The organism is Amycolatopsis silviterrae, from assembly GCF_042684085.1.
Lineage (GTDB): Bacteria > Actinomycetota > Actinomycetes > Mycobacteriales > Pseudonocardiaceae > Amycolatopsis > Amycolatopsis silviterrae.
In genome coordinates this window covers 218,132-240,453 of sequence record NZ_JBHUKS010000004.1, presented here as the reverse complement: position 1 = coordinate 240,453, position 22,322 = coordinate 218,132, and the positions used below count along the sequence as shown (strand labels likewise).

The following is a 22,322-nucleotide window of genomic DNA, read 5'->3' as shown; positions in this document are numbered from 1 at the left end:
TGCTTCCCTTGCGGCGGGTGCGGCTTCGCTCCCGGAAGCGTCGATGGTGCCTGCTGGCTCTGCCGAGACCAATCTCCTTGGTGCGGCAGGGATCCCAGTGGTGCCCACGAGCGTGCCGGAGGCGCGGCCGGCACGCTCGTGGGAAGTACTGGTGCCGTGGTCGGCGATCGAGGCCTTGGCGAAGGAACGGACACCGGTCGCCGCGATGTCCGCGGGTTTCTCGTTGGGGGAGAACGGATCCCGCGCTCGGCTGAGTTCACTGGACGCTGCGTTCGGGCCATGGACGCCAGCCAGCCCCGGGGGAACGGCGGAAACCGACTGGTCGACGGGGCTTCGCCCGCTGGCCCAGTACAGCCCGTCGGCCGGAGCCAGTCGACGGGCCGGGGCTGCGCGTGTGCCCGGCGCGGATTCCGCTGCTCCGCTAACTCAGCCTGGTTCGACTGCCAGCCCACGGTCGTCGGCTCGGAGTGCCTCGTCTGCCGAACGCGATTTGCCGACGCAGCCTGGGCCGGTGAATTCAGGCGAGCCATCGACTCGTCTTCGCCAGGAAGCTCCGTCCGGCTCGTTGACTGAGCCTGGTTCGGCAACCGCGCCCGATACTCCTCTCAATCCTCCGACTCAGCTTCGCCCGGCGGCTCCGTCCAACCCGGCAGTTCGGTCTGGCCTGGCGACTTCGCCCGGTCCGGCGTCCCTGCCCGGTGAGGTGACTCAGTCCAGCCGTCTGGCGGCTTCGCCTGGTTCGGCGGCTCTGTCCGACCTGGTGACTCCACCTGGTTCGCTGACTTCGCCTGGCCTGGCGTCTCTGTCCAGCCCAGTGACTCCGCCCAGCCGCCCGGCCACTTCGCCTGGTTCGGCGACTCCGCTCGGCCACCAGGCGATTCCACCTGACCCAGCCACTTCACCGGCCTCAGCAACTCACGAACCGCCAAAACTCCGCCCCCCAACCCGCCTCCACCCCGCCGACTCGCCGCATCCGCCTCCGTCCACGTCGGCGGAGGAAGCAGATCCGGCGCACCCGCTGGCCAAACTGACCGCCCTCCCCGGCGTCAGCACGGCCAGCACCGTCGCGGCCGATCGGGCTTCCCGGGCCGACTGGGGTCGCGCCGCCGGGCGGATGCTCCCCGTGGCCCCTGCCCTGGCCGATCTCCTTCCCGGCGCTGGGCTGCGCCGCGGGAGCATCGTCGCGGTGCACCAATCCACCTCGTTGCTGTTCGCGTTGCTCGCGGAGGCGACCGCCGCCGGGGCATGGGCCGCGGTGGTCGGGGCACCGTCGCTGGGGATTGTCGCGGCGGCGGAGCACGGGGTCGTCATTTCGCGGCTCGCGTTGGTCCCCCAGCCGGGCACCGAATACCAAGCAGTGATGGCAGCTTTGCTCGACGGCGTCGACCTCGTCGTCACCGAGCCCCGCTCAGTGCGGCCGGACGTCGCCCGCCGGCTCGCGGCAAGGGCCCGTAATCGCGGGGCGGTGCTGCTTTCGCTGGGGCATTGGCCTTCCGCCGACGTCGAACTGCATTGCACTCCGGGCGCCTGGACCGGGGTGCTCGAGCACGGTGCCGGACATCTCCGTTCCCGCCCGGTCGAGGTGCATGCCCGGGGTCGCGGCGCGGCGGCTCGGCCCCGGTCGGCCACGATGCTCCTGCCTGGCCCGGACGGGCGGGTCTCCCGGGCCGAAAAGCTGGCTGCGGCGCGAGAAGAGGCGGTCGGATGACCGGCGCGAATGTCCATAAAGGACAAGAAGACCCCCGTCGCCATCCGACGCGGATGCTGGTGCTGTGGTGCCCGGACTGGCCCGCGGTAGCCGCCGTCGCCGCGGCGGGGAGCGCGCTTACCCAGCCAGCTGCGGTGTTCCATGCCAACCGGGTCGTCGCGTGCACCGCGGTCGCGCGGACGCGGAACGTGCGGCGCGGCATGCGGCGGCGCGAAGCGGAATCACAATGCCCGGACCTGGCGGTGTTCGGTGTCGACGAGGCTCGGGACGCGCGGTTGTTCGAGAACGTCGCGGCGGCGGTGGAGGAACTGGTCGTCGGGCTGGAAGTGGTGCGGCCCGGGCTGCTCGCGGTTCCGGTCGCGGGCGCGGCCGGGTACTTCGGCGGTGAACCGCGGCTCGCGGAGAAGCTGGTGGACCAGGTGGCCGCGGCGGCCGGGGTGGAATGCCAGGTCGGCGTGGCGGAAGGGCTGTTCGCGGCGACCCTGGCCGCGAGGCAGGGGGCGCTGGTCGAACCTGGACGGGCCGCTGAATTTCTCGCGCCGTTGCCGGTGACTGAGCTGGATCAGCCAGGCGCTGAGCGAGCGGATCTGGTCGGCCTGCTCGTCCGGCTCGGGTTGCGCACTCTCGGTGCCTTTGCCGAACTCGGCGAGCGGGACGTCGTCGCCCGGTTCGGGCGCACCGGCGTGCTCGCGCATCGGCTGGCTCGCGGATTGTCCGACCGGCCGCCGTTGCGCCGCAGTCCGCCGCCGGAGCTGTCGCTTGCCGAATCGTTCGATCCGGTGCTCGCCAGAGTGGACGTCGCCGCGTTCACGGCCAAGAAACTCGGCGCGCGGTTCCATGCCGCGCTCGCGGATCGCGGCCTCGCTTGCACTCGATTGGGTATATACGCGACCACCGAGAACGGCGAGCAGCTGGGCCGCGTCTGGCGATGTGCGGAACCACTGACGCCGCAAGGAGTTGCGGACCGGGTCCGGTGGCAGTTCGAGGGCTGGCTCAAGGCCGCGCCCGGCGAACGGCCTACGGCCGGGGTCGCGCGTTTGCGGCTCGAACCGGAAGAGACTGTCGAAGGGAGGTCATTGCAGCTGGGGCTGTGGCGGGGGAGCGATCCCGGCGCCGGCCCGGGCGAGGACGAGGAATTGGCCGCCGAGCGGGCCGGTCGGGCGTTTGTGCGGGTGCAAGGCCTGCTGGGGCCGGAGGGCGTGGTCACGCCGCTGCTCGACGGCGGACGCGATCCGGCGAGCCGGGTCCGGCTCATCCCGTGGGGCGATCCGCGGGAACTCGCCGGTCCGCCGGACGCCACGTGGCCTGCCCGGCTGCCGTCCCCGTCCCCGGCGACGGTGCTGGAACGGCCGTTGCCGGTCCAGGTCGTTGACGAGCAAGGCCAGCCAGTCGGGCTTACCGCACGCAAGCGGTTGACCGCGTCCCCGCACGGGCTTTGCGTCGCTGGCGGGCCGCCGAGGCAGATCACCGGATGGGCCGGTCCCTGGCCGGTCACGTCGGGCCGTCGTTCGACCGGACCGCAGCAAGCCCGCCTGCAATTGCTGCTCGCCGCAGGGGAAAACGAGGCGCCGGAGGCGGTGCTCGTCCTCTGCTCCGGAACCGAAAATCCACTATGGACGGTAGAGGGAAGCTACGACTGAGAAAACTGCCGATGCCACGCCCCAGAACCGCAAAGCCAGCGAAAGGAAGCTGCCGATGATGGACCACGACCTGCCGGTGCCCCGCATCCCGGTCGAACCGCCGTATCCGATCGACCCGGTGCCGGTCGCGCTGCTGATCCCGGAACCCCGGCGATCGCCTGAGAACCGGATGGACTGACGATGGGCTGGAACAACCCGCCGGTCCCGTGGAAGGACCTCGCGCGGGCACTGTCGGGCGGGGTGCCGCCCGGCGATCACGGCGACAGTCCCGCGTGGGGCCGCAAACGCGAGGCGTACCGCCGCCCCGCCGACATCCCGCCGCCGCGCAGCGACCTGGAGTCCGAGCCGCGAGTGGCGTACGCGGAACTGCACTGCCATTCCAACTTCAGCTTCCTCGACGGTGCCAGCCACCCCGAGGAACTGGTGGAGGAGGCCGCGCGGTTGCGGCTTGACGCGATCGCGCTCACCGACCACGACGGCATGTACGGCGTGGTCCGTTTCGCCGAAGCCGCCAAAGAGCTAGGCGTCGCAACGGTATTCGGCACCGAGCTGAGCTTTGGTCTGTCCGGGCCGCAGAACGGCGTCGCCGACCCCGAAGGCGAACACCTCCTGCTGCTCGCCCGCGGTAGCGACGGCTACCGCAGCCTGTGCCGCGCGATCACCGCCGGACAGTTGCGCGGCCACGACGACACCGAAGCGCCAGCCCGCGACCGGGCGGAAAAGGGCCGTCCGATCTACGACTTGCTTGCCGTCGCTGAGGAAGTAGCGGGGCAATGTGCCGTGCTTACCGGATGCCGCAAGGGATCCGTGCGTTCGGCACTGGTGCGCGAGGGGCCGGACGCCGCGTTCGCCGAACTGCGCCGGCTGGTCGACCTCTTCGGCCGCACCCAGGTCTACGTCGAACTGATCGACCACGGCCAGCCGCTCGACAGCGTGCACAACGATTTACTCGACAAAATGGCGCGCGAACTCAACCTGCCCACCGTCGCGACCACCGCCGCGCACTACGCCCGCCCGGAGCGCGGCCGCCTCGCCGACGCCCTCGCCGCCATCCGCGCCCGGCGCGGCATCGACGACCTCGAAGGCTGGCTGCCCGGCGACGCTACCGCGTTCTTGCGCTCTGGCAACGAAATGGCGGAGGTCTTCCAGCGATACCCAGGCGCGGTGCAGCGGTCGGCGTTGCTGGGCATGGAATGTGCCTTCCCGCTTGAACTTCTCGCGCCGGAGCTGCCGCCGTTCGACGTGCCGCCCGGCGAGACCGAGACCACGCATCTGCGCAACCTCGTCAAGGAGGGCTTCGACAAGCGCTACTCGGGGAAGAAGCACGCGGACAAAGCCTGGCAGCAGATCCAGCACGAGATGGCGGTGATCGAGAAACTCGAGTTCCCCGGGTACTTCCTGATCGTCTGGGACATCGTGCGGTTCTGCCGGGAAAGTGACATCCTGTGCCAGGGCAGGGGTTCCGCGGCCAACTCGGCGGTTTGCTACGCGCTAGAGATCACCAAAGTCGACCCCATCGAGTACCACCTGCTCTTCGAACGGTTCCTCGCGCCCGACCGCGACGGCTATCCGGACATCGACATCGACATCGAGTCCGACCGGCGCGAGGAAGCGATCCAGTACGTCTACCGCAAACACGGCAGGCTCAACGCCGCACAGGTCGCGAACGTGATCACCTACCGCGCCCGCTCCGCGATCCGCGACGCCGCCAGGGCGCTCGGCTACTCACCCGGCCAGCAAGACGCGTGGAGCAAGCAGATCGACCGCTGGGGTGCCTTGCGGAGCACGGAAAAGGACCACGACCACGACATCCCGCGCGACGTCGTGCAACTCGCCTTCGCGCTCGAAGACTTCCCCCGCCACCTCGGCATCCACTCCGGCGGCATGGTGATGTGCCGCGAACCGGTGAGCCAGGTGTGCCCGGTCGAATGGGCGCGGATGGAAAACCGCAGCGTGCTGCAGTGGGAAAAAGAGGATTGCGCCATGGCCGGGCTGGTGAAGTTCGACCTGCTCGGGCTCGGCATGCTCTCCGCGCTGCACTACATGCTCGATCTGGTCAAGGAGTACAAGGGCGAGACAGTCGATCTCGCCGAGCTGAATCTCAAGGACAAGAAGGTCTACGACATGCTCTGCCGCGCCGACGCGATCGGCGTGTTCCAGGTAGAGAGCCGAGCCCAGCTGGCGACGTTGCCACGGTTGCGGCCGAGGAAATTCTACGACCTGGCAGTGGAAGTCGCGCTGATCCGTCCCGGCCCGATCCAAGGCGGTTCGGTGCACCCGTACATCCGCCGCAAACAAGGGCGCGAGGAGTGGGACTACGACCATCCGTCGCTGAAAAAAGCACTGAAGAAGACGTTGGGAGTGCCGCTGTTCCAGGAGCAGATGATGCAGATCGCCCTGGACGTCGCGAGTTTTACCCCGGCCGAGGCGGACCAGTTGCGGCACGCGATGGGGTCGAAGCGGTCGCAGCGAAAGATGGAACGGCTGCACAAGCGGTTCCTCGACGGAGCCATCGCCAACGGGCTGGACGCTGAGCTTGCGGAGAAGATCTTCCAGAAGCTCAAGGCGTTCGCCAACTTCGGCTTCCCGGAAAGCCACGCGCTGAGCTTCGCGCATCTAGTGTTCGCGAGCGCTTATTTCAAGTACTACCACCCGGACGCGTTCTGCGCGGGTCTGCTGCGGGCGCAGCCGATGGGGTTCTACTCGCCGCAGTCGCTGGTGGCGGACGCGCGCAGGCACGGGGTCACCACGCTTGGCCCGGACATCAACCTGAGCCTCCCGCACGCGACGCTGGAAGCGTTGCCGGACAACGGGAAACTCCACGCGGTGCGCGGCGGGCTCGGAACCGTCCGGATGATCGGCGAAACACTGGCCGAGGAGATCGTGGCGGAGCGGCGGGCGAACGGCCGGTACGAGAGCATGTCCGACCTCGGCAGGCGCGTCCGGCTCACCACGCCGCAGCTGGAAGCACTGGCCACCGCGGGCGCGTTCAGCGCGTTCGGCCCGGACCGGCGGCAGGCGTTGTGGTCCGCGGGCGCGGTCGCGCAGGACCGGCCGGAGAAACTGCCCGGCACCGGCGCCGGCGTGGACGCGCCGATGCTGCCCGGGATGGACGGGCTCGACCTCGCCGCCGCCGACGTGTGGGCCACCGGGATCTCGCCGGACAGCTATCCGACGGAGTTCATCCGCGACCGGCTCGACGCGCTCGGCGTGCTCACCGCCGACAAGCTGCTGGGCCGGCCCGACGGGGAGCGAGTGCTGGTCGGGGGAGCGGTCACGCACCGCCAGCGTCCGGCGACCGCCGGTGGGGTCACGTTCCTGAACCTCGAGGACGAGACCGGCATGGTGAACGTGGTCTGCACGCTGGGGCTGTGGCAACGGTTCCACCGGATCGCGCGGGGCAGCGCGGCGCTGCTGGTGCATGGAGTGCTCGAAAAAGCGGACGGAGTGGCGAGTGTGCGCGCGCAGAAACTGGAGCCGCTGATGCTGCGGATCCCCACGAGATCCCGGGACTTCCGATGACCGGCGGACGGTTCGTGGACACACGCCTTTCCGCGGCTCGCAGCCACCCCATGGCGGAGGCGGTGCTGAGGCTGATGTCATCCTGTCGGGGTGACGGAGACGGGCGAGGACTACACCGAAGCACGACTTTCCGGCCAGTGGTGGGAAAAGCGCCAGTTCGTGGGTTGCGACTTCACCGAAGCGGACCTGCGCGACCTGCGCACCCGCGGCTGCACCTTCGACAACTGCGACTTCACCAAGGTCGACCTCGCCGGTTCGCGGCACGACGCGTCCGCGTTCCGTTCGTGCACCTTCGACCGGTCGGTGCTGGCAGACAGCCGATGGTCGTCGTGCTCGCTGCTCGGCTCGTCCTTTATGGACTGTCGGTACTCCGGGATCGCGCTCACCGAATGCGATCTGTCACTGGCGTCGTTCGCGCGCGGCCGGTTGCGGAAACTGGACCTGTCGGGACTGCGGATGCGGGAAGTGAACCTCAACGAGGCGGATCTGACGGATTCCGATCTGCGGGGCACGGATCTGTCCGGGGCCAGGATGATCGGCACGAAGTTTCCCGGAGCCGACCTGCGCGGCGCGGTCGTGGACGCGAACGGGCTGGTGCAGGCGGATCTGCGCGGCGCGTACGTGGACGTGGAGCTGGCCGTGTCCTTCGCCGCGGCGCATGGTTTGGTCGTCAAGTAACGCGACTCCGGGCATGGAAAAGGGGCGAAGCCAGCTGGCCCCGCCCCCTTTCCGCGTCCTCAGTCGATCGGCGGTTCGCCTGGGTCGAGTTCGATCAGGTCGCCCTCGGCGAGCAGCTCCTCGATGCTCGCCGGAAGCAGGTACGCCGACCCGCCGCCGGGCTGGTTGAACCACGGGATCGCCACGCCGGCAAGGGTTTCGAGCGGCCGCTGCACCCGGTACACGTGGTACGGCCGGTTCACCCACTCCGGCACCAGCGAACGCTCCTCGAACGGGGTGCCCGCCGCGTAGGTCAGGTTGCCGTTCGGGCCGCCGAACCGGTCCAGCTCGCTGCCCGCGGGCAGCTCGCGCAGTTCCTTGCCGCGGAACAGGGTCAGCGGCGGTTCCCCGGACAGCGGTGCGATCGGCCACTGCCCGCTGCCGCCGGTTCCGTTGGCGCGCACCGGTTCCTCGCGCCGCACCGGCGGTTCCCGCCGCGGCGGCGGGCTGACCGGAGGCGCGACCTGGGTGGGCGGTGCGCTGACCGGCGAGGCGATTTGCGTCGGCGGAGCGCTGACCGGCGGTGCCACCTGGGTCGGCGGGCTCACCGGAGCCGCGATCTGCGTCGGCGGGGCTGGCGGCGGGGTCTGCTGGCGGGCAGGCGGTTCGTCGTCGGCCAGCAGCTGATCGGCGGGCGTGAACGCGGTCTGCTCCTGCGGCGGCACGTTCTCGCGTGGCCGCACCGGGAACGAGCCCGTCGCGACCTCCGGCGACAGCGTCGCCACCACCGGTGGCTTCGGGGCCTCCGCGACCGGCTCAGCCGGTGCCGGGGCCTCCGCCGCGACGTACCCGTCGGGGTACAGCAGCACCTTGCCGAGCATGAACGCCGCGGCGTCCTCCGCGTCGCCGAACACCGCCGGGTTGATCAGCTCGCCGTCGTACCAGCCGACGCGCCAGCCTTCGCCCACCTGCTCGACGCTCCACCCGCGTTCGGTGGGAGCACCGAGCCGGTACGCGGCCTCGGGCACGTTCAGCTCGTCGAGCTTCGCCTGCAACTCGGCCAATTCCGGCTCGGCGGGCTGCTCCCGCCGCGCGACCGGGGCCGCTTCGGTCTGCTCCCGCGCCGCGCGCCGCCCACCGGACGGCGGGGGCACCGGCATCTCCGGCACCGGAAGACCGCCGGGGATCTCGGCCCCCGGCATGATCATCGCGGTGGGCGGACCCGAGTCGTACTCGGGCTCGCGGCGGTTGTCGTCCTCGTAACCGCCGGAGTGCGTGAACAGTTCGGCGCGCTGCTCGTCGTCGTCGCGGGACGGTTCGTTGCCGTGCGTGAAGAGGACCGGCTCGTCCTGCCCGGCGTCGATCGGTTCGTGGACGTCGGTGTGGTCCTCGTCGTCCGGGTGCCCCGGACCGGTGCCGTTGCGGCCCGGGACGAGGTCGTGGTGGACGTCCGTGTGGTCCTCGTCGTCGTAGTGGCCGTCTTCGTAGCGGTCGTATTGGGCACCGTCGAAGTCCTGCTCGAACGGCGGCTCCGCGGGATGCTCCGGCGCGGTGCCGTGGCGACCCTCGGCCTCCTTCTCGCGCCCCCGACCGCGCACGGCGGTAACCCCCGCCGCGGCCAACCCGCCTGCCGCGGCGATCCCGGCGGCAGCCGCGCCGACGTGACTACCGTGCTCGTCGGCCGGTTCGGCCTGGCTGTCCGCTGCGGGTTCGGCGCGCCGTCCACCGTCCTCGGCGTTCAGCCGCGCGTCGTCCGCCTCAGCATCCGGCTGAGCCCGCCGACGACCGCCCTCCTGCTCACCGGGCCGGCCGTCCTCCGGCGCCGCACCACGACGACCGGCTTCCGGCTCGACGTTGTGACGGCTCGCGGCGGCGGGTTCTTCGGCGGTGTCCGCGCCGATCAGCCCGTCGGCGCCGATGAGGCCATCCGCGCCGACCAGCCCGTCATCCGGGACGGCAGGCTGCTCAAACGCGCCGCGCGGGTCGACGCGGTCGTCGTACCCGTGGGCGTCGTAGTCGCTCGCCGCGTCACGGTTGCGGGTGTCGACGTGCTGCGCTTCGTCGTATCCGTGCGGCTCCGCGTCCTCGTACCCGTGCTGCTCGGCATACCCGTCGCCCTCACGCGGTGCGCCGTTGTACCCGCGAGCCTCGTGCGGTGCGGATTCGTCGTACTCGCCGTGCGGCTCGGGTTCGCGGTAGCCGTCGTAGTCGTGCTCGGCGTAGCCCTGCTGGTCGTAGCCCTCGGCGCGGCTTCGGTCGTCGTAACCGTCGCCGGGCTGGTCGTAGCCCTCGCCGTGGCCTTGCTGCTCGTAGGCTTGGCCGCGTTGGTCGTAGCCTTCGCCGTGGTACCCGTCGGCGTCGTAGCCCTCCGCGTGGTCGGGCTGGTCGTAGGCGGCGGGTTCGGCGTAACCGGTGGCGTCGCTCGGCGTGCCGGAGCCTCCGTGCGCGGCTGGCCCGTTGGGTTCAAAGGAATCCGAGCCGACGCCCGCGCCGCGGTCGTCGAAGCCGGATTCGTCTGCTGCGCCGGGGCCACGGACTGTTCCGGGGGCACCGAACTCGTTGGCACCGGTCGGGCCGGAGCCGGGGTCGGCGAATCCACCGTTGTCGTCCGGTCCGCCGGGCCTGCCGGAGCCGGGGTCGGCGAACCCGCTGGCACCGCCCGGTTCGCCGGGCCTGCGGGACTCAGGGGTGTCGAATTCTCCGGGGCCGGCCGCGCCGGGCCTGCGGGGATCGGGGCCGCCGAATTCGTCGGCTGGGCTGAATCCCTCGGGGCTGTCCGGTCGGGTTGCCGGGCCGGGCCTGGCGGAATCGCGGTTGTCGAATTCGTCGGGTGGGCCAAGCCGGTCGACGCCGGGGTCGCGTGGTTCGCCAGCTGCGCCGGGCCTGCCGGAATTGGGGGCGAAGCCGCTGTCGGGGCGGTCTGGGCCACCGGTTGCTTCGGGGTGGCCGGTCGTGCCGTATTCGTCGAAGCCGTGATCGCCAGCCGCGGCCAGTCCGGCCGCGCCGAGACCGGCCGCGCCGAGTCCCGCGGCACCGAGTGCGGCTGCGCTAGGTCCACCGGATCCGCTTGCGCCACGCCTGCCGGCGTCGGACTCGTCGGGACCACGCCTGCCAGTGTCAAACCCGCCAGCGTCGGATCCGCTCGCACCATGCCCGCCAGCGTCAAACCCGCTGGAACCTGGCCCGCCGGAGCCAAGTCCGTTGGAACCGGGTCCGCCGGAATCAAATCCGTCAGCGTTTCCGGGACCGCCAGCGCCGTTGGGGCCGACAGAGCCACCAGGACCGTTAGGCCCGCCCGGCGCGCCAGCGCCGCCTGGGCCACCAGCACCACCCGGGCCAGAGACGTCCGGACCGTTGGGTCCGCCAGGGCCACCGGCCCCGCTGTGAGCCCCGATCCCGCCGGGGCCGCCAGGAGCCTCAACCCCACCAGGTCCATTGGCTCCGCCAAGGGCTCCAGCTCCGCCAAGGCCGTTTACTCCGCCGGGAGCACCGACTCCGCCAGGTCCACCGGCACCGCCTGGGCCACCAGCCCCACTCGGGCCACCGGGAGTCCCGGCCCCACTCGGGCCACCGGCTCCGCCGGGAACCCCAGCGCCACCCGGTCCATTCAATCCACTAGGACCGCCAGGCGCCCCGGCGCCACCAGCGCCGCCAGGAGCGGGCCTCTGCTGCGGAGGCTGGTTCCCCCGCGTGAGATAAGCCGCCGCTCCCTGCAGGGTCAGTTCGTCCACCTGCGGAAGCTGGAACGCATTGGCCCGAATGTGCTCGATCAGGTCCGCTTCCGGCGAGACGCCGTACGTGCGGAGGTAGAAGTTCACCGCGGCCGGCCAGATCCAGTGGCCGTCGCTGTGGAAGGCGACCGGCACTGTCGCTTCGGGAGTCTGGGCGAGCCGGTCGATGTCGTAGCCGCGGTCCTGGACCACGAGAGGTGCGTGATCCAGGTAGTCCAGCAGGCGGTCCTGCTCGTCGACGTCCAGGTCGGGGCGGTTGATCACCGGGCGGCCGGCCGGGCCGATGGTGTCGAAGATGCGGGCGATGCGGAAGTGCGGTCCGGGCTGTTCCGGGCCGAGGCCGGACATCCGGCGGATCAGCCACTCGGGCACGTTCTCCTCGGTGCGCGGGAACATCCGCAGCTCGTCGGAGTACGCCTGGGGCGGCGGGGCGAGGTGCCATTGCGGCTCGTCGCGGTTGTACTCGAGGTTGTAGCTGGAGGGGTGGTCCAGCTGGTAGCGCGCGTTGAACCAGGTGCCGCGGCCGTCGCGGTACATGCCCGCGCGGAGCCTGCCGAAGAGGGTCGCGATGTCGTGCGTCGCGATCCATTCCTGGGCGGAGCCGTCTTCGAGCACGATCTCGCCGGTCAGCTCGTGGTACCTGCCGACGGCTCGGTACTCCGCGGAGACTTTGCGCCAGTCGCGCGGGGCGGCGCGCAGCAGGGCCAGTCCGATCTGCTTGACCAGAGTGTCCTGCTCCGTCGCGTTCAGCTGCGTCGTCGGTTGTGCCACAGAGAACATTTTGACTGTTCGCGCGCACGAACGCACCCCGCATAGGGCTTTTGCCACCCTCGGGCCGGTCGACGAGCCCGCTGACCTCGGCGGACGCGATATGGCACGGGTCACACGCCAGGGTGGGTGATGCGGTGGAGCTTCCACCTTAAGACGCCGCACGGCTGATTCGACGTAAGACGCGCGGGCCGATCGGGTGGTGTCGTGGACACACAGAGTGCAGAGCCCACTCCTGCCCGGCAGCTCGCGGCGACTCTGCGACAATGGCCGCCGTGACGGCGAAGATTCTCGACGGCAAGGCCACGAAGAACGCCATTTTCGCAGAGCTGCGCCCGAGGGTGGCCGCGCTCGCGGAGAAGGGGATCACCCCTGGGCTGGGCACAGTGCTGGTCGGCGACGACCCCGGTTCCCACTCCTACGTGAAGATGAAGCACGCGGACAGCGCGAAGATCGGCGTCAATTCGATCCGCCGCGATCTGCCCGCGGACATCTCGCAGGAGAAGCTCGAGGCCGTCATCGACGACCTGAACGCCGACCCCGCCTGCCACGGCTATCTCGTCCAGCTGCCGCTGCCGAAGCACCTCGACGCGAACCGCGTCCTGGAGCGCATCGACCCGGAGAAGGACGCCGACGGCCTCGCGCCGATCAGCCTCGGCCGGCTCGTGCTCGGCGAAGCGGGTGCGCTTCCGTGCACTCCGTACGGGATCATCGAGCTGCTCAAGCGGCACGGCGTCGAGTTGAACGGCGCACAGGTCACCGTGGTCGGCCGCGGCATCACCGTCGGCCGCACGCTCGGGCTGCTGCTTACCCGGCGCAGCGAAAACTCCACTGTCACGCTTTGCCACACCGGCACCCGTGACCTCGCCGCCGAGGTCCGGCGCGCGGACATCGTGATCGCCGCGGCGGGCGTGCCCGGGATCATCAAGCCGGACATGGTCAAGCCCGGCGCGGCGGTGCTGGACGTCGGCGTTTCGCATGTGGACGGCAAGCTCACCGGCGACGTCGACCCGGCGGTCGCCGAGGTGGCCGGCTGGCTGTCGCCGAACCCCGGCGGCGTCGGCCCGATGACGCGGGCGATGCTGGTGACCAACGTGGTCGAGGCCGCGGAACGCGCGGCCGCCCGCTGATGGCGATGACCGGACACCGGCAGCGCGGCGACCGTCCCTGGCTCGTCCACGTGCCGTTCGCGGTGATCATGCTGCTGCTGGCCGCGGCCGTGGTGCGGGCGCTGCAGTACCACTGGCGCGAGGGCGCGGCGCTGGTCGGCGTGGCCCTCTTCGTGGCCGGTGTACTGCGCGCCGTGCTGCCGGAGGAACGCGTCGGGCTGCTGGCGATTCGCGGCAAGGTCGTCGACATCGTCACCTACGGCGCGTTGTGCGCCGCGGTGCTCTACATCTCGCTGTCGATCGTCGGCGGCCCGTTCGACGCCTCGTCCTAACGAGACCTCGTCAGGACGCGAGCGCGAGTTCCTTCTCGACTCGTGCCTCGCGCCGGTCCAGCAATCCGGACACCGCGGCGATCGACACCCCGAGCACGGCCAGCAGCGCGCCGACCCAGTTCGGAGCCAGCAGGCCGAGCCCGCCCGCGATGACCAGGCCGCCGAGGTACGCGCCGATCGAGTTGGCGATGTTGAACGCCGACTGCACCGCGGCCGAGACCAGGGACGGCGTGCCGCCCGCCTTCTCCATGATCCGCGCCTGCATCATCGGGCCGATCATGAAGCCCGCGACACCCACGAAGAAGATCGTGACCGCCGCGCCGACCTTGCCCTGCGCGGTCACGGTGAAGATCGAGAGCACGGTCGCCAGCGCGAGCAGCGCGACGTACAGGCTCGGCATCAGCGCCTTGTCCGCGAGCCGTCCGCCGAGGTAGTTGCCGATCGTCATGCCGACGCCGGCCAGCGAGAGCAGCACCGTGACGTTGGCCGGGGAGTATCCGGCGACGTCGGTCAGCATCGGCGCGATGTAGGACATGCAGGCGAACACGCCGCCGAGGCCGAACATCACGATCGCCAGTGCCAGCCACACTTGCGGACGGCGGAACGCGCCCAGTTCGCCGCGGATCGACGGGTCGGCCGGGCGGCCTTGGTGCGGCACCAGCTTCGCGATCGCCGCGATGGCGAGCAGGCCGATCACCGCCACGACGCCGAACGTCGCGCGCCAGCCGACCTGCTGGCCGAGCAGCGTGCCGAGCGGGACGCCGATGACGTTCGCCAGCGTCAGTCCCATGAACATCATCGACACGGCCTTCGCACGCTGGCCCGGCTGCGCGAGGCTGGACGCGACGACCGCGCCCGCCCCGAAGAACGCGCCGTGCGGCAGGCCGGCGAGGAACCGGAACGCGATCCCGAAGTCCTGGTTCGGCGACAGCGCGAACAGCGCGTTGCCGACCGTGAACAGGCCCATCATCGCCAGCAGCATGGTCTTGCGCGGCAGCCGGACGGCCAGCGCGGTGAGCAGCGGCGCGCCGATCACCACGCCGAGGGCGTAGGCGGAGATGAAGTAGCCCGCGGACGGGATGTCGATGTGGAAGTCCGCGGCGGTCAGGGGCAGCACACCCATCATCACGAACTCGGTGGTCCCGATGCCGAAGGCACCGACGGCGAGCGCGAGCAACGCGACGGGCACGGCTCTCCCTTCCTGGAGAAATCGTTTTCTCAGCGCCTGGGTCACAGGCTTCTGAAGCGCTTTAGAACGAGGGCAAAAAACTAGACAGCCCCGACGTCGTCGTGCTGTCTCGCTCTAGTTGAACCGATGGAGGGCGGCCTTGTCATCCCGGTATTCGGGTGAGGCCCGCCACGTAGCGCGACGGCTCAGCGCGGCGCGGCCAGCACGCCGTTGAGCAGGCCGGGGAACAGCGCGTCGAGATCGTTGCGGCGCAACGAGTTGTACCGGGTGGTGCCGACCTGGCGGCCGACGATCACCCCGGCCTGGCGCAGGGTCGCGAGGTGATGGGTGAGTGTGGACTTGGTCACCGGCACCTCGAATCCGCTGCACGAAATCTCCGTTTCGGCGTTCGCCAGCTGCCGGACCATCGCCAGGCGGACCGGGTCGGCCAGCGCGCGGAGCACCGCTTCGACGGTGATCTCGTCGCGGTCCGGATAGGCGAGCGGCGGCAGGGGCACAGAGGCGGGCATGTGTCCATAGTACGACGGCTGTCGAAATTGTCGGCGGGTCCGTGTACGGTCGTCATCGAACTACGACGTTCGTCGAACTATCCGTTCAGGTTTCATTGGGGGGACATTCATGTCCAGCGTCTCGTCCTCGGCAGCGGCCCGGAACTCGGTGCTCGCGTTCGGGGCATTCGGCGTCGGCACCAGCGGTTACATCGTGGCCGGGCTGTTGCCGGCGCTGACCTCCGAGCTGCACATCTCCGCGACGGCCGCGGCGCAGCTCGTCACCTCGTTCGCCATCGCGTACGCGGTGGGTTCGCCGTTGTTCGCCGCGGCCACTGGCCGGTGGGAACGGCGCACGCTGCTGGTCGCCGCGCTCGCGGTGGCCGCGGTCGGGAACATCTTCGCGGCCGTCGCGCCCGGGTACGTCACGCTGCTGATCGCGCGGGTCGTCACGGCGATCGGGGCCGCCGTGTACACCCCGGCCGCCACTGCCGTCGCCGCGGAGCTGACCACGCCGGAACGTCGCGGCCGGGCGGTTTCGCTGGTGTTCGGCGGGCTCACCATCGCGTTGATCTTCGGCGTTCCGCTGGGCAGCGTGATCTCGCAGCAGTTCGGCTACGAGGGCGCATTCCTGTTTGTCGGCATCCTTTCGCTGCTCGGTGCCATCGGGGTGCGGGTCGCGCTGCCGAAGGTCGCGCCGCCGCCGGTGGTGGGGCTCGCCGAGCGGTTCGCGGTCGCGCGGGACAAACGGGTCGTCGCGCTGCTGGTCACCACCACGCTCGCCTGCCTCGCCGCGTTCATGGTCTACACGCTGGTGTCGCCGGTGCTGACCGCGACGGCCGGGGTTTCCGGCGGGACGATCACCGTGCTGCTGTTCTGCTACGGCATCGGCGGCGCGATCGGCAACTTCGCCGGCGGCCGCGCGGCCGACCGGTGGGGCGCGCGCAAGCCGCTGCTGATCGTGCTCGCCGGGTTCACCGTCGTGATGGTGGTGCTGCCGTTCACCGCGACGACCGTCGTCGGGGCCGGGATCACGTTGTTCGTGTGGGGCTTGGCGAACTGGTCGTTCAGCCCGCCGCTGCAGCACCGGCTGATCGAGCTGTCGCCGGGGCACGCCGGTCTCGCGCTGTCGCTCAACGCGTCGGCGATCTACCTGGGCGTCGGGCTGTCCGGCGTCGTCGGCGGCGCGGTGCTGACCTCGGCCGGGCCGACCGTCCTGCCGGAGATCGCCGCGATCCTCGCCGCCGCGGCGGCGCTGGTGGTCGTGTTCTTCTGGGGCGCGCGGAAGCGGGCTGAGGTCCGCGAGGAGGTCGCGGTCTGAGAAGCTGCCGGACGTGGCGGAGGTACTGGAGACCGTGTCCGGACACGGCGGCGAACTGGTGCTGCGGCGCGACGGCGCCGAGTTCGAGGTGATCGAAAACGGGATGTTCCTGATGGACACCCGCAACGGCGAGTCGGAGCGGCTGCTCGTAACCGGAGCGGCCGACCGGCTCGCCCCCGGCGCGCGAATGCTGATCGGCGGACTCGGCGTCGGGTTCTCGCTGCGCGCCGCGCTGGATCACGGCACGGTCGGCTCCGTGGTGGTCGTGGAACGCGAGCCGGCGGTGATCTCGTGGAATCGGACCGGCCCGCTGCGCGAGGTGCACGGCGCGGCGCTGGACGATCCGCGGGTGACGGTGGTCGAGGCCGATCTGCTGGAGTGGCTGCGGACGACCGGCGAGACGTTCGACGCGCTGTGCCTGGACATCGACAACGGTCCAGAGTGGACGGTCACCGAGGGGAACGCCTCGCTGTACGCGGATTCCGGATTGGCGGGATTGTCCCGGCTGCTGCGTCCGGGAGGGGTGCTGGCGGTGTGGAGCGCGGGCGCGGCACCGGGGTTCACGGCTCGGTTGCGGGAGCGGTTCGGCGAGGTGGATGTGGTGGAGATTCCGGTGCCACGCGGGGAGCCGGACGTGGTTTGGTTCGCGCGGGGTTGAATCAGATAGTCCGGTGGACTACGGCCAGGTCGCGCGTAGGCGTTGCGCGCCGACTGCGTATGCGCGCGGGCCGCCACGTGCGACGGCCTGGTGGATCGCTTGCCGATGTTGCTCGAATCGCGCGACCATGTCGTCGACCCTGAGGCGTTGGTTGTCGAGATAGAAGAGAACCCCGCCGTACGTTTCCAACGGCGCACGTTCCGTGTCACGACCTTTGATCCGGCCGTCTTTGCACAAGGGCGACCATCCTCTGGCCAGGCCGTAGTCCAGCCAGTCCTCGTCAGCGACATGCTGGGCGTCGTCTGGGAAGTGCGCCGCGGCTCGGTGCACGATCCAACCCAGGCCGGTCAACTCTTCGGCCAGCCGTCGTCCCAACCCTCGATCGAGGAAAAACTCAGGCGGCACGGCCTACTCTGCAGATAGCTTCGACTTGTTCCGAAGTGAGACCGTATTCGTAAGCGACGTCGGTGAAGGATTCTCCGGCCAGCCATAGATCGACGACGGCATCAACCGGTACCTTCGTCGACGCGACAACGGGCGTTCCCCATCCGAACCGAGGGTCGATCACCACTGGTGCCAGATCGGGGTACTGCCGGAGGCGAAGGCTTCCGGCGAAACCGTCCGCAGCGTCCCATTCGATGAAATGCAGGTAATCGTTGATGATCTCACGGAACGGCCGTTGACCGTCGCCGACGCGTGCGAGATCGCCGTCCGCGTAGTGGAGAAAGATGTCTACGCCGTCTGTCGCGATCTGCTTCGTCGCCAGCGCGTATGGCGTGTGAAACGACCGGCGAACTTCGGCGGCGGCGTCACGGATCTTTCGTTTGGTCAGCCCGAGGTCGCGCAGGGCTCGAAGCACGTAGGCCTCGATCACGGCGACAAACGGAACCGAAGGCCTGCCGTGTCGTTCTGGTTCGACTCGGTGCACCAGCGGCGTACCGTCTGCCTTCTCGCCGAGCCAGTCGTACATGGTGGACTGAGGGATCTGCAGATGCCGAGCCACCTCTTTGGGAGTCAGCAGCGGATCGGCGAATTTGTCGACCACGGCACTCCTTCCTGAGATGGATTCGTCCTCGACAGGTTCCACTCTATCGGTTCGCCGGATTGCCGGGCCGACTCATGATCTGCGTGTTCGCGCGAGGTGAAGTCACCCCGCCTTAGCCGCAGCCTTCGCCGCCTTCTTGAACGCACGCACCTCACCAAGCGTCTTCGCGTCCGTCACGTCCGCAATGGACCGACGCGACCCGCGATCTCCGTACGCGCCGGCGACCTCGCGCCAGCCCTTCGGAGCGACCCCGCGCTGTTTGCCCAGCAGCGCCAGGAAGATCTTCGCCTTCTGCTCACCGAAACCAGGCAGCTCCTTGAGCCGCTTCAGCACCTCCGCGCCGTCCGGCTTGGGGCGGCCGTCGAGCCAGATGCCCTCGGTGCGGCCGTCGTAGTTCTCGATGATGTGCAGCGCGAGCGCGTGCACCCGGCGCGCCATCGAGCCGCCGTAGCGGTGGATCGCGGGCGGCACCACACACATCTCCACAAAGGTGTCGACGTCCGTCGCGGCGATCTTGCGCAGGTCGAAGCCGTCCATCCGGTCGGCGATCTTCCGCGGGCCCGCGAAGGCGTGCTCCATCGGGTACTGCTGGTCCAGGAGCATCCCGGTGAGCAGGGCGAACGGGTCGTCGTTGAGCAGCTTGTCGGCCGCCGGGTCGCCGGTCAGGTGCAGTTCGCGCAGCATGCCGCCATCTTCGCACAAACCGCCCGGTCAGCCGCGTGCGAAGCGGGAGGGAGTGGTGCCGAGGTAGCGGCGGAAGTGCCGGGTCAGGTGCGCCTGGTCGGTGAACCCCGCGGTGGCGGCGACGGCGGCCGGTGGGGTGCCGTCGAGCAGGAGACGGCGGGCGTGGTCGACGCGGCGGCCGGTGACGTACCGGTGCGGCGGCAGTCCGAAGCGGCGGCCGAAGGCGCGGACGAGGTGGACGGGATGTGCGCCGAGCACCTCGGACGCGTCGGCCAGCGTCAGTGAGCCGGGCAGGCGTTCGTCCAGGAGGTCGCGGAGGTCGTCGGCCAGGCTGCGGTCGGGCGGGGTGTCGGCAGGGCGGCCGAGGTGGGTGCGTAGCCGTTGCGCGACCAGGGCGAGGCGGCTTTCGGCTTCCAGCGGCTCGGCGAGTGCCTGGTGCAGCTGGTGGATTCTGGTGCGTAGCAACGGGTCCGGCAGGCTTGGCTGGTCGACGGCGGCCCCGATCAGGTCTTCGCCGAGCACGTCGGCATCGAGGTAGAGCACGCGCTTGCGGAAGCCGTGGCTCGTCGCGGCGCGACCGTCGTGTGCGACGTTCGGTGGCAGCAGCGTGACGGCTGTGCCGAGTGCGCCGTGGTGGTGCCGGTCTAGGTCGTAGCTGATGGCACCGTCGTCGACGATCAGCAGCGTCCAGGTGTCATGCGTGTGCGCGGGGTAGGCGTGATCGGTGAACCGGGCGTGGAACGCCTCGGCGATTCCGGGCACCGAAGGGCGCCAGGCCGACACCGTCATGTTCAAAACGTACAAGACCCGCGCGCGGCACCCGGCCGATCCTGTCCCGTATGAACCGATTCGACACGAAGATCGCCGTGCTGCTGCGGGACGATCTGGCCTCGTGGCAACGGCTGAACGTCACGGCGTTCCTGGTGAGCGGCGTGGCCCACGCGACGCCCGAGCTGCTCGGCGAGCCCTACCTCGACGCCGACGACACCGAGTACCTGCCGATGTTCCGCCAGCCGGTACTCGTCTTCGCCAGCACCGCCGAGACACTCGCGCTCGCCCGCAGCCGGGCACTGACGCGCGGCCTGCGGTTCTCGATCTTCACCGACGAGCTGTTCCAGACCGGCAATGACGTCGACAATCGCGCGGCGGTGCGGGCGGTGCCGGGGGAGAAACTGGCGCTGGCCGGGATGGCGATGCACGGGCCGAAGAACGCGGTGGACAAGATCCTCAAGGGCGCGCGGTTGCACGGCTGAATGGGGGATTTTTCGCCGCAGCACTGGGAATCCTGCCAAGATCGGACGCAGCCCAGGGGAGGGAAATCATGCGAAGAATCTTGGCGGTCGTCGCTGCGGCGGGCATCGCGTGCGGGACGGCATCGGTCGCGCACGCCGACCCGGCGGTCGGGTTCGGCTACACCTCGGAAGCCGGCGCGTATCCGTTCGAAGGCAGTGCTTCGTGGACCGCTGACCAGGTCGACGTGTGGGAGTACGGCGACGCGGTAAAGGTGAACGCCGAGTCGGCGGACGGCTGGGATTGGGCCCGCCTGGAACTCAGTGCGCCCGCCGGACAGCAGTTGCACGAGGGCACCTACGCGAACGCCGCTGTCCGGCAGCAGAACTCACCGCAGCTCGCGACGCCGGGCTTCATCGCGTTTCGCGGGACGAAGGCGGGCGGCGCGGGTGCCTGCGCCGCCCCGGACGCGACCGCTGACTTCACCGTTTCCCGCCTGGTCCGCGCCGCCAACGGCACCGTGACCGACCTCGACGTCACCTTCGTTCTGCATTGCTCCGCCGCCGCAACGAGCGGCGAAGCGCACTTCCACCGTTAGGCCTCCGCGAACACCGCGAAAACCTGCCGCACCCGGTCGCCCTGATCGAGCGCCACGTGCTGTGCCGTCGCCGAGCTGAACCCGGCGTCGGTGGCCAGCGCGGCGGCTTCGTCCAGGGTGCCCGGGACGCGCAGGTCGCGCGGGAACACGTCGGCGAACTTGCCGGTCGGCTTGAACCGCTCCGACGACACCATGCTGAACGCCAGCTTGCCGCCCGGGCGCAGCACCCGCCGCCAGTCGGCCAGTGCGCGCGGGCCCAGGAAATGCAGCGCCGACGCGCACACCACCGCGTCGGCCTCGCCGTCGCCGATCGGCAGCGGCACCGCGGATCCGACGTGCCACGAGATCCGTCCGTCCGGGTCGCGGTCGGCGGCTTTGGCCCGGGCGATCTCGATCATCGCGGGGGAGAGGTCGATGGCGAACACCGCGGCCGGGTCCAGGCGGAGCGCCGCGAACGCTGCCGCGCCGGTGCCCGCGGCGACGTCGACCAGCAGGTTCGGCTTCGGGGCCAGGCCGCCGATCAGCTGCTCGGCCACATACGGGTGGAAGGTGTCCTCGTCGTATCCCGCCGCGTCGGCGTCGAAAAGTGTGCTCACCTGGTCACCGTAGTGCGCTTGACCAGTGATTATCCCGGCAATCGGCGGCGGCCGGCGAAACCGAGATCGGCCCGGTGGTACCAGGACAGTTCACGGTCGCCTTCGAGCCAGCACAACAGGACGTCGTCGCCGTCGAGCGAGGCCGGGAAGTCCACCAGCAGCGGGGCGAACCCCTTCAGCTCGGCCCCGGTCGCCTGGATCGCGGTCATCAGGTCGTCCAGCCGGGCCTGCGCCGCCTTCCATTCCGGCAGGCCGCCGAGGCTGGTGTCCCGTCCGCCCGGGCGCAGGGACGCGGCGAGTTCGGCGGCATCGGCGCGGACCCGGATCAGCTCGGCGAGCACGGGAAGCAACCGGGCGAGCTCGGTGCGGGCCTCGGCTACGGTGAACAATCCCATCTGCAAATAGTCTCACCGGGCCCGCGCCGCCCCGAAGCTACCTGCGCCGGCGCGCCAGCCGTACCGCCAGACCCGCGCCGAGCAGCAGGAACCCGGTGGCGAGAAAGGCTCCGGAGGACATCCACCCGGCCACTCCCACGGTCATCTGGCCGCGCGGCAGCAGGTTGAGCAGATCGAACGCCGAGCGCGGCGACACCAGCGTGATCACGCCCGGAACCAGGCCCCACACCAGCCCGCCGACGGCCGGCCCGGTTCCCGACCACGCGCCGAGCAGGGCGACCCCGAACAGGAGCACCGCGCCGGCGACGGTCAACGTGATGCCGAGGGCGTCCCCGTGTTCGGCGAACGAGGCCGCGACCTGCCGCTGGTGCAGATAGCTGCCGTAGGCCAGCAGCCCGAGCGCGACCGGGGTGACGACCAGTCCGCACAGCCCGCTGAGCACGCGCGCCACGGCCCGGCTGCCCTCCGGGGCGGCGATCGGGCCGCCCGCCGGGGGATAAACGGAGTACGGCTCGGGGTATGACATGGCGGGACCTCCCAGTGCGGCGCTTGCCGTGGTGGGACGGTCGTCCCGTTCGGATGGTTCCGCATTCGTGCCCGGTCGGCATGCCGGGTCAAGGGTGGTAGAGACTTGATTCCGACCACTTCTGG

At 70.2% G+C, this 22,322-nt stretch carries 21 protein-coding genes; 11 read left to right on the top strand and 10 right to left on the bottom strand.

What is annotated here, in order from left to right:
• The first annotated feature begins 1,114 nt into the window (after positions 1-1,114).
• From ACFSVL_RS04800 to ACFSVL_RS04780, 5 genes are all read left to right on the top strand, one after another.
• Positions 1,115-1,708, top strand: a complete 594-nt coding sequence (locus tag ACFSVL_RS04800) for a hypothetical protein (RefSeq protein WP_378300841.1) — start codon at positions 1,115-1,117, stop codon at positions 1,706-1,708.
• A gap of 53 nt (positions 1,709-1,761) precedes the next feature.
• Positions 1,762-3,348 (top strand): DNA polymerase Y family protein, encoded by a 1,587-nt coding sequence (locus ACFSVL_RS04795; RefSeq protein ID WP_378301968.1) that lies wholly within the window; start codon positions 1,762-1,764, stop codon positions 3,346-3,348.
• Between the two features lie 55 nt (positions 3,349-3,403).
• Complete coding sequence (locus ACFSVL_RS04790) at positions 3,404-3,526, top strand: hypothetical protein (RefSeq protein WP_378300839.1); 123 nt, start codon at positions 3,404-3,406, stop codon at positions 3,524-3,526.
• Between the two features lie 2 nt (positions 3,527-3,528).
• Entirely contained in the window at positions 3,529-6,870 is a 3,342-nt protein-coding gene (locus ACFSVL_RS04785; RefSeq protein WP_378300838.1) for an error-prone DNA polymerase, read from the top strand.
• A gap of 90 nt (positions 6,871-6,960) precedes the next feature.
• On the top strand, positions 6,961-7,548 hold the full coding sequence (locus tag ACFSVL_RS04780; RefSeq protein ID WP_378300836.1) for a pentapeptide repeat-containing protein: 588 nt from the start codon (positions 6,961-6,963) through the stop codon (positions 7,546-7,548).
• Positions 7,549-7,607: 59 nt separating this feature from the next.
• On the opposite strand, the gene ACFSVL_RS04775 is transcribed toward ACFSVL_RS04780, so the two are convergent.
• Positions 7,608-12,038, bottom strand: a complete 4,431-nt coding sequence (locus ACFSVL_RS04775) for a glycohydrolase toxin TNT-related protein (RefSeq protein WP_378300834.1) — start codon at positions 12,036-12,038, stop codon at positions 7,608-7,610.
• Between the two features lie 263 nt (positions 12,039-12,301).
• Between ACFSVL_RS04775 and ACFSVL_RS04770 the strand changes: the two genes are divergently transcribed.
• Together ACFSVL_RS04770 and ACFSVL_RS04765 are read left to right on the top strand one after the other, a co-directional pair.
• Complete coding sequence (locus ACFSVL_RS04770; protein ID WP_378300832.1) at positions 12,302-13,156, top strand: bifunctional methylenetetrahydrofolate dehydrogenase/methenyltetrahydrofolate cyclohydrolase; 855 nt, start codon at positions 12,302-12,304, stop codon at positions 13,154-13,156.
• Positions 13,156-13,467, top strand: coding sequence for a DUF3017 domain-containing protein (locus tag ACFSVL_RS04765; RefSeq protein ID WP_378300830.1), 312 nt, complete (start codon positions 13,156-13,158; stop codon positions 13,465-13,467). The genes ACFSVL_RS04770 and ACFSVL_RS04765 overlap by 1 nt, the downstream gene beginning before the upstream one ends.
• 10 nt (positions 13,468-13,477) lie before the next feature.
• On the opposite strand, the gene ACFSVL_RS04760 is transcribed toward ACFSVL_RS04765, so the two are convergent.
• Both ACFSVL_RS04760 and ACFSVL_RS04755 read right to left on the bottom strand, forming a co-directional pair.
• A complete protein-coding gene (locus ACFSVL_RS04760; RefSeq protein WP_237597994.1) occupies positions 13,478-14,656 on the bottom strand; it encodes an MFS transporter in 1,179 nt (392 codons plus the stop codon).
• A 185-nt stretch (positions 14,657-14,841) separates the two neighbouring features.
• Positions 14,842-15,165 carry an ArsR/SmtB family transcription factor gene (locus tag ACFSVL_RS04755; protein WP_378300828.1) on the bottom strand — a complete coding sequence of 108 codons (324 nt, stop codon included), beginning with the start codon at positions 15,163-15,165 and terminating at the stop codon, positions 14,842-14,844.
• Between the two features lie 109 nt (positions 15,166-15,274).
• On the opposite strand from ACFSVL_RS04755, the gene ACFSVL_RS04750 reads away from it, so the two are divergent.
• Together ACFSVL_RS04750 and ACFSVL_RS04745 are read left to right on the top strand one after the other, a co-directional pair.
• Positions 15,275-16,465 carry an MFS transporter gene (locus ACFSVL_RS04750; RefSeq protein ID WP_378300826.1) on the top strand — a complete coding sequence of 397 codons (1,191 nt, stop codon included), beginning with the start codon at positions 15,275-15,277 and terminating at the stop codon, positions 16,463-16,465.
• A 13-nt stretch (positions 16,466-16,478) separates the two neighbouring features.
• Complete coding sequence (locus tag ACFSVL_RS04745) at positions 16,479-17,123, top strand: spermine/spermidine synthase domain-containing protein (protein WP_378300825.1); 645 nt, start codon at positions 16,479-16,481, stop codon at positions 17,121-17,123.
• 18 nt (positions 17,124-17,141) lie between these two features.
• On the opposite strand, the gene ACFSVL_RS04740 is transcribed toward ACFSVL_RS04745, so the two are convergent.
• From ACFSVL_RS04740 to ACFSVL_RS04725, 4 genes are all read right to left on the bottom strand, one after another.
• Entirely contained in the window at positions 17,142-17,528 is a 387-nt protein-coding gene (locus tag ACFSVL_RS04740; protein ID WP_378300823.1) for a PIN-like domain-containing protein, read from the bottom strand.
• Positions 17,518-18,168: a DUF433 domain-containing protein gene (locus ACFSVL_RS04735; protein WP_378300821.1), complete on the bottom strand. Its 651-nt coding sequence runs from the start codon at positions 18,166-18,168 to the stop codon at positions 17,518-17,520. The genes ACFSVL_RS04740 and ACFSVL_RS04735 overlap by 11 nt, the downstream gene beginning before the upstream one ends.
• A 102-nt stretch (positions 18,169-18,270) precedes the next feature.
• A complete protein-coding gene (locus ACFSVL_RS04730) occupies positions 18,271-18,852 on the bottom strand; it encodes an HhH-GPD-type base excision DNA repair protein (RefSeq protein ID WP_378300819.1) in 582 nt (193 codons plus the stop codon).
• Positions 18,853-18,879: 27 nt separating this feature from the next.
• Positions 18,880-19,641, bottom strand: coding sequence for an AraC family transcriptional regulator (locus tag ACFSVL_RS04725; protein WP_378300818.1), 762 nt, complete (start codon positions 19,639-19,641; stop codon positions 18,880-18,882).
• Between the two features lie 50 nt (positions 19,642-19,691).
• Here ACFSVL_RS04725 and ACFSVL_RS04720 point away from each other — a divergent pair, with 50 nt between their 5' ends.
• Both ACFSVL_RS04720 and ACFSVL_RS04715 read left to right on the top strand, forming a co-directional pair.
• The gene (locus tag ACFSVL_RS04720; protein WP_378300817.1) at positions 19,692-20,105 is read left to right on the top strand and encodes a DUF2000 family protein; all 414 of its coding nucleotides are present in this window, start codon (positions 19,692-19,694) and stop codon (positions 20,103-20,105) included.
• Positions 20,106-20,173: 68 nt separating this feature from the next.
• Positions 20,174-20,680, top strand: a complete 507-nt coding sequence (locus tag ACFSVL_RS04715; protein ID WP_378300815.1) for a hypothetical protein — start codon at positions 20,174-20,176, stop codon at positions 20,678-20,680.
• On the opposite strand, the gene ACFSVL_RS04710 is transcribed toward ACFSVL_RS04715, so the two are convergent.
• Genes ACFSVL_RS04710 through ACFSVL_RS04700 form a run of 3 tightly spaced genes read right to left on the bottom strand, consistent with a single transcriptional unit; the run spans position 20,677 to position 22,197 of the window.
• Positions 20,677-21,276, bottom strand: coding sequence for a class I SAM-dependent methyltransferase (locus tag ACFSVL_RS04710; RefSeq protein WP_378300813.1), 600 nt, complete (start codon positions 21,274-21,276; stop codon positions 20,677-20,679). The genes ACFSVL_RS04715 and ACFSVL_RS04710 overlap by 4 nt on opposite strands.
• Positions 21,277-21,305: 29 nt before the next feature.
• Complete coding sequence (locus ACFSVL_RS04705) at positions 21,306-21,671, bottom strand: DUF2203 domain-containing protein (RefSeq protein WP_037816161.1); 366 nt, start codon at positions 21,669-21,671, stop codon at positions 21,306-21,308.
• 37 nt (positions 21,672-21,708) lie between these two features.
• Entirely contained in the window at positions 21,709-22,197 is a 489-nt protein-coding gene (locus tag ACFSVL_RS04700; RefSeq protein WP_378300811.1) for a hypothetical protein, read from the bottom strand.
• Positions 22,198-22,322 lie beyond the last annotated feature (125 nt).

Bases quoted from the DNA above. Each gene is read 5' to 3' on its own strand.
- ACFSVL_RS04785 (WP_378300838.1), top strand. From the start codon at position 3,529: ATGGGCTGGAACAACCCGCCGGTCCCGTGGAAGGACCTCGCGCGGGCA.
- ACFSVL_RS04700 (WP_378300811.1), bottom strand. From the start codon at position 22,197: ATGTCATACCCCGAGCCGTACTCCGTTTATCCCCCGGCGGGCGGCCCG.
- ACFSVL_RS04730 (WP_378300819.1), bottom strand. From the start codon at position 18,852: ATGCTGCGCGAACTGCACCTGACCGGCGACCCGGCGGCCGACAAGCTG.
- ACFSVL_RS04725 (WP_378300818.1), bottom strand. From the start codon at position 19,641: ATGACGGTGTCGGCCTGGCGCCCTTCGGTGCCCGGAATCGCCGAGGCG.
- ACFSVL_RS04750 (WP_378300826.1), top strand. From the start codon at position 15,275: ATGTCCAGCGTCTCGTCCTCGGCAGCGGCCCGGAACTCGGTGCTCGCG.
- ACFSVL_RS04720 (WP_378300817.1), top strand. From the start codon at position 19,692: ATGAACCGATTCGACACGAAGATCGCCGTGCTGCTGCGGGACGATCTG.
- ACFSVL_RS04790 (WP_378300839.1), top strand. From the start codon at position 3,404: ATGATGGACCACGACCTGCCGGTGCCCCGCATCCCGGTCGAACCGCCG.
- ACFSVL_RS04765 (WP_378300830.1), top strand. From the start codon at position 13,156: ATGGCGATGACCGGACACCGGCAGCGCGGCGACCGTCCCTGGCTCGTC.
- ACFSVL_RS04715 (WP_378300815.1), top strand. From the start codon at position 20,174: ATGCGAAGAATCTTGGCGGTCGTCGCTGCGGCGGGCATCGCGTGCGGG.
- ACFSVL_RS04800 (WP_378300841.1), top strand. From the start codon at position 1,115: ATGCTCCCCGTGGCCCCTGCCCTGGCCGATCTCCTTCCCGGCGCTGGG.
- ACFSVL_RS04705 (WP_037816161.1), bottom strand. From the start codon at position 21,671: ATGGGATTGTTCACCGTAGCCGAGGCCCGCACCGAGCTCGCCCGGTTG.
- ACFSVL_RS04775 (WP_378300834.1), bottom strand. From the start codon at position 12,038: ATGTTCTCTGTGGCACAACCGACGACGCAGCTGAACGCGACGGAGCAG.
- ACFSVL_RS04755 (WP_378300828.1), bottom strand. From the start codon at position 15,165: ATGCCCGCCTCTGTGCCCCTGCCGCCGCTCGCCTATCCGGACCGCGAC.
- ACFSVL_RS04795 (WP_378301968.1), top strand. From the start codon at position 1,762: ATGCTGGTGCTGTGGTGCCCGGACTGGCCCGCGGTAGCCGCCGTCGCC.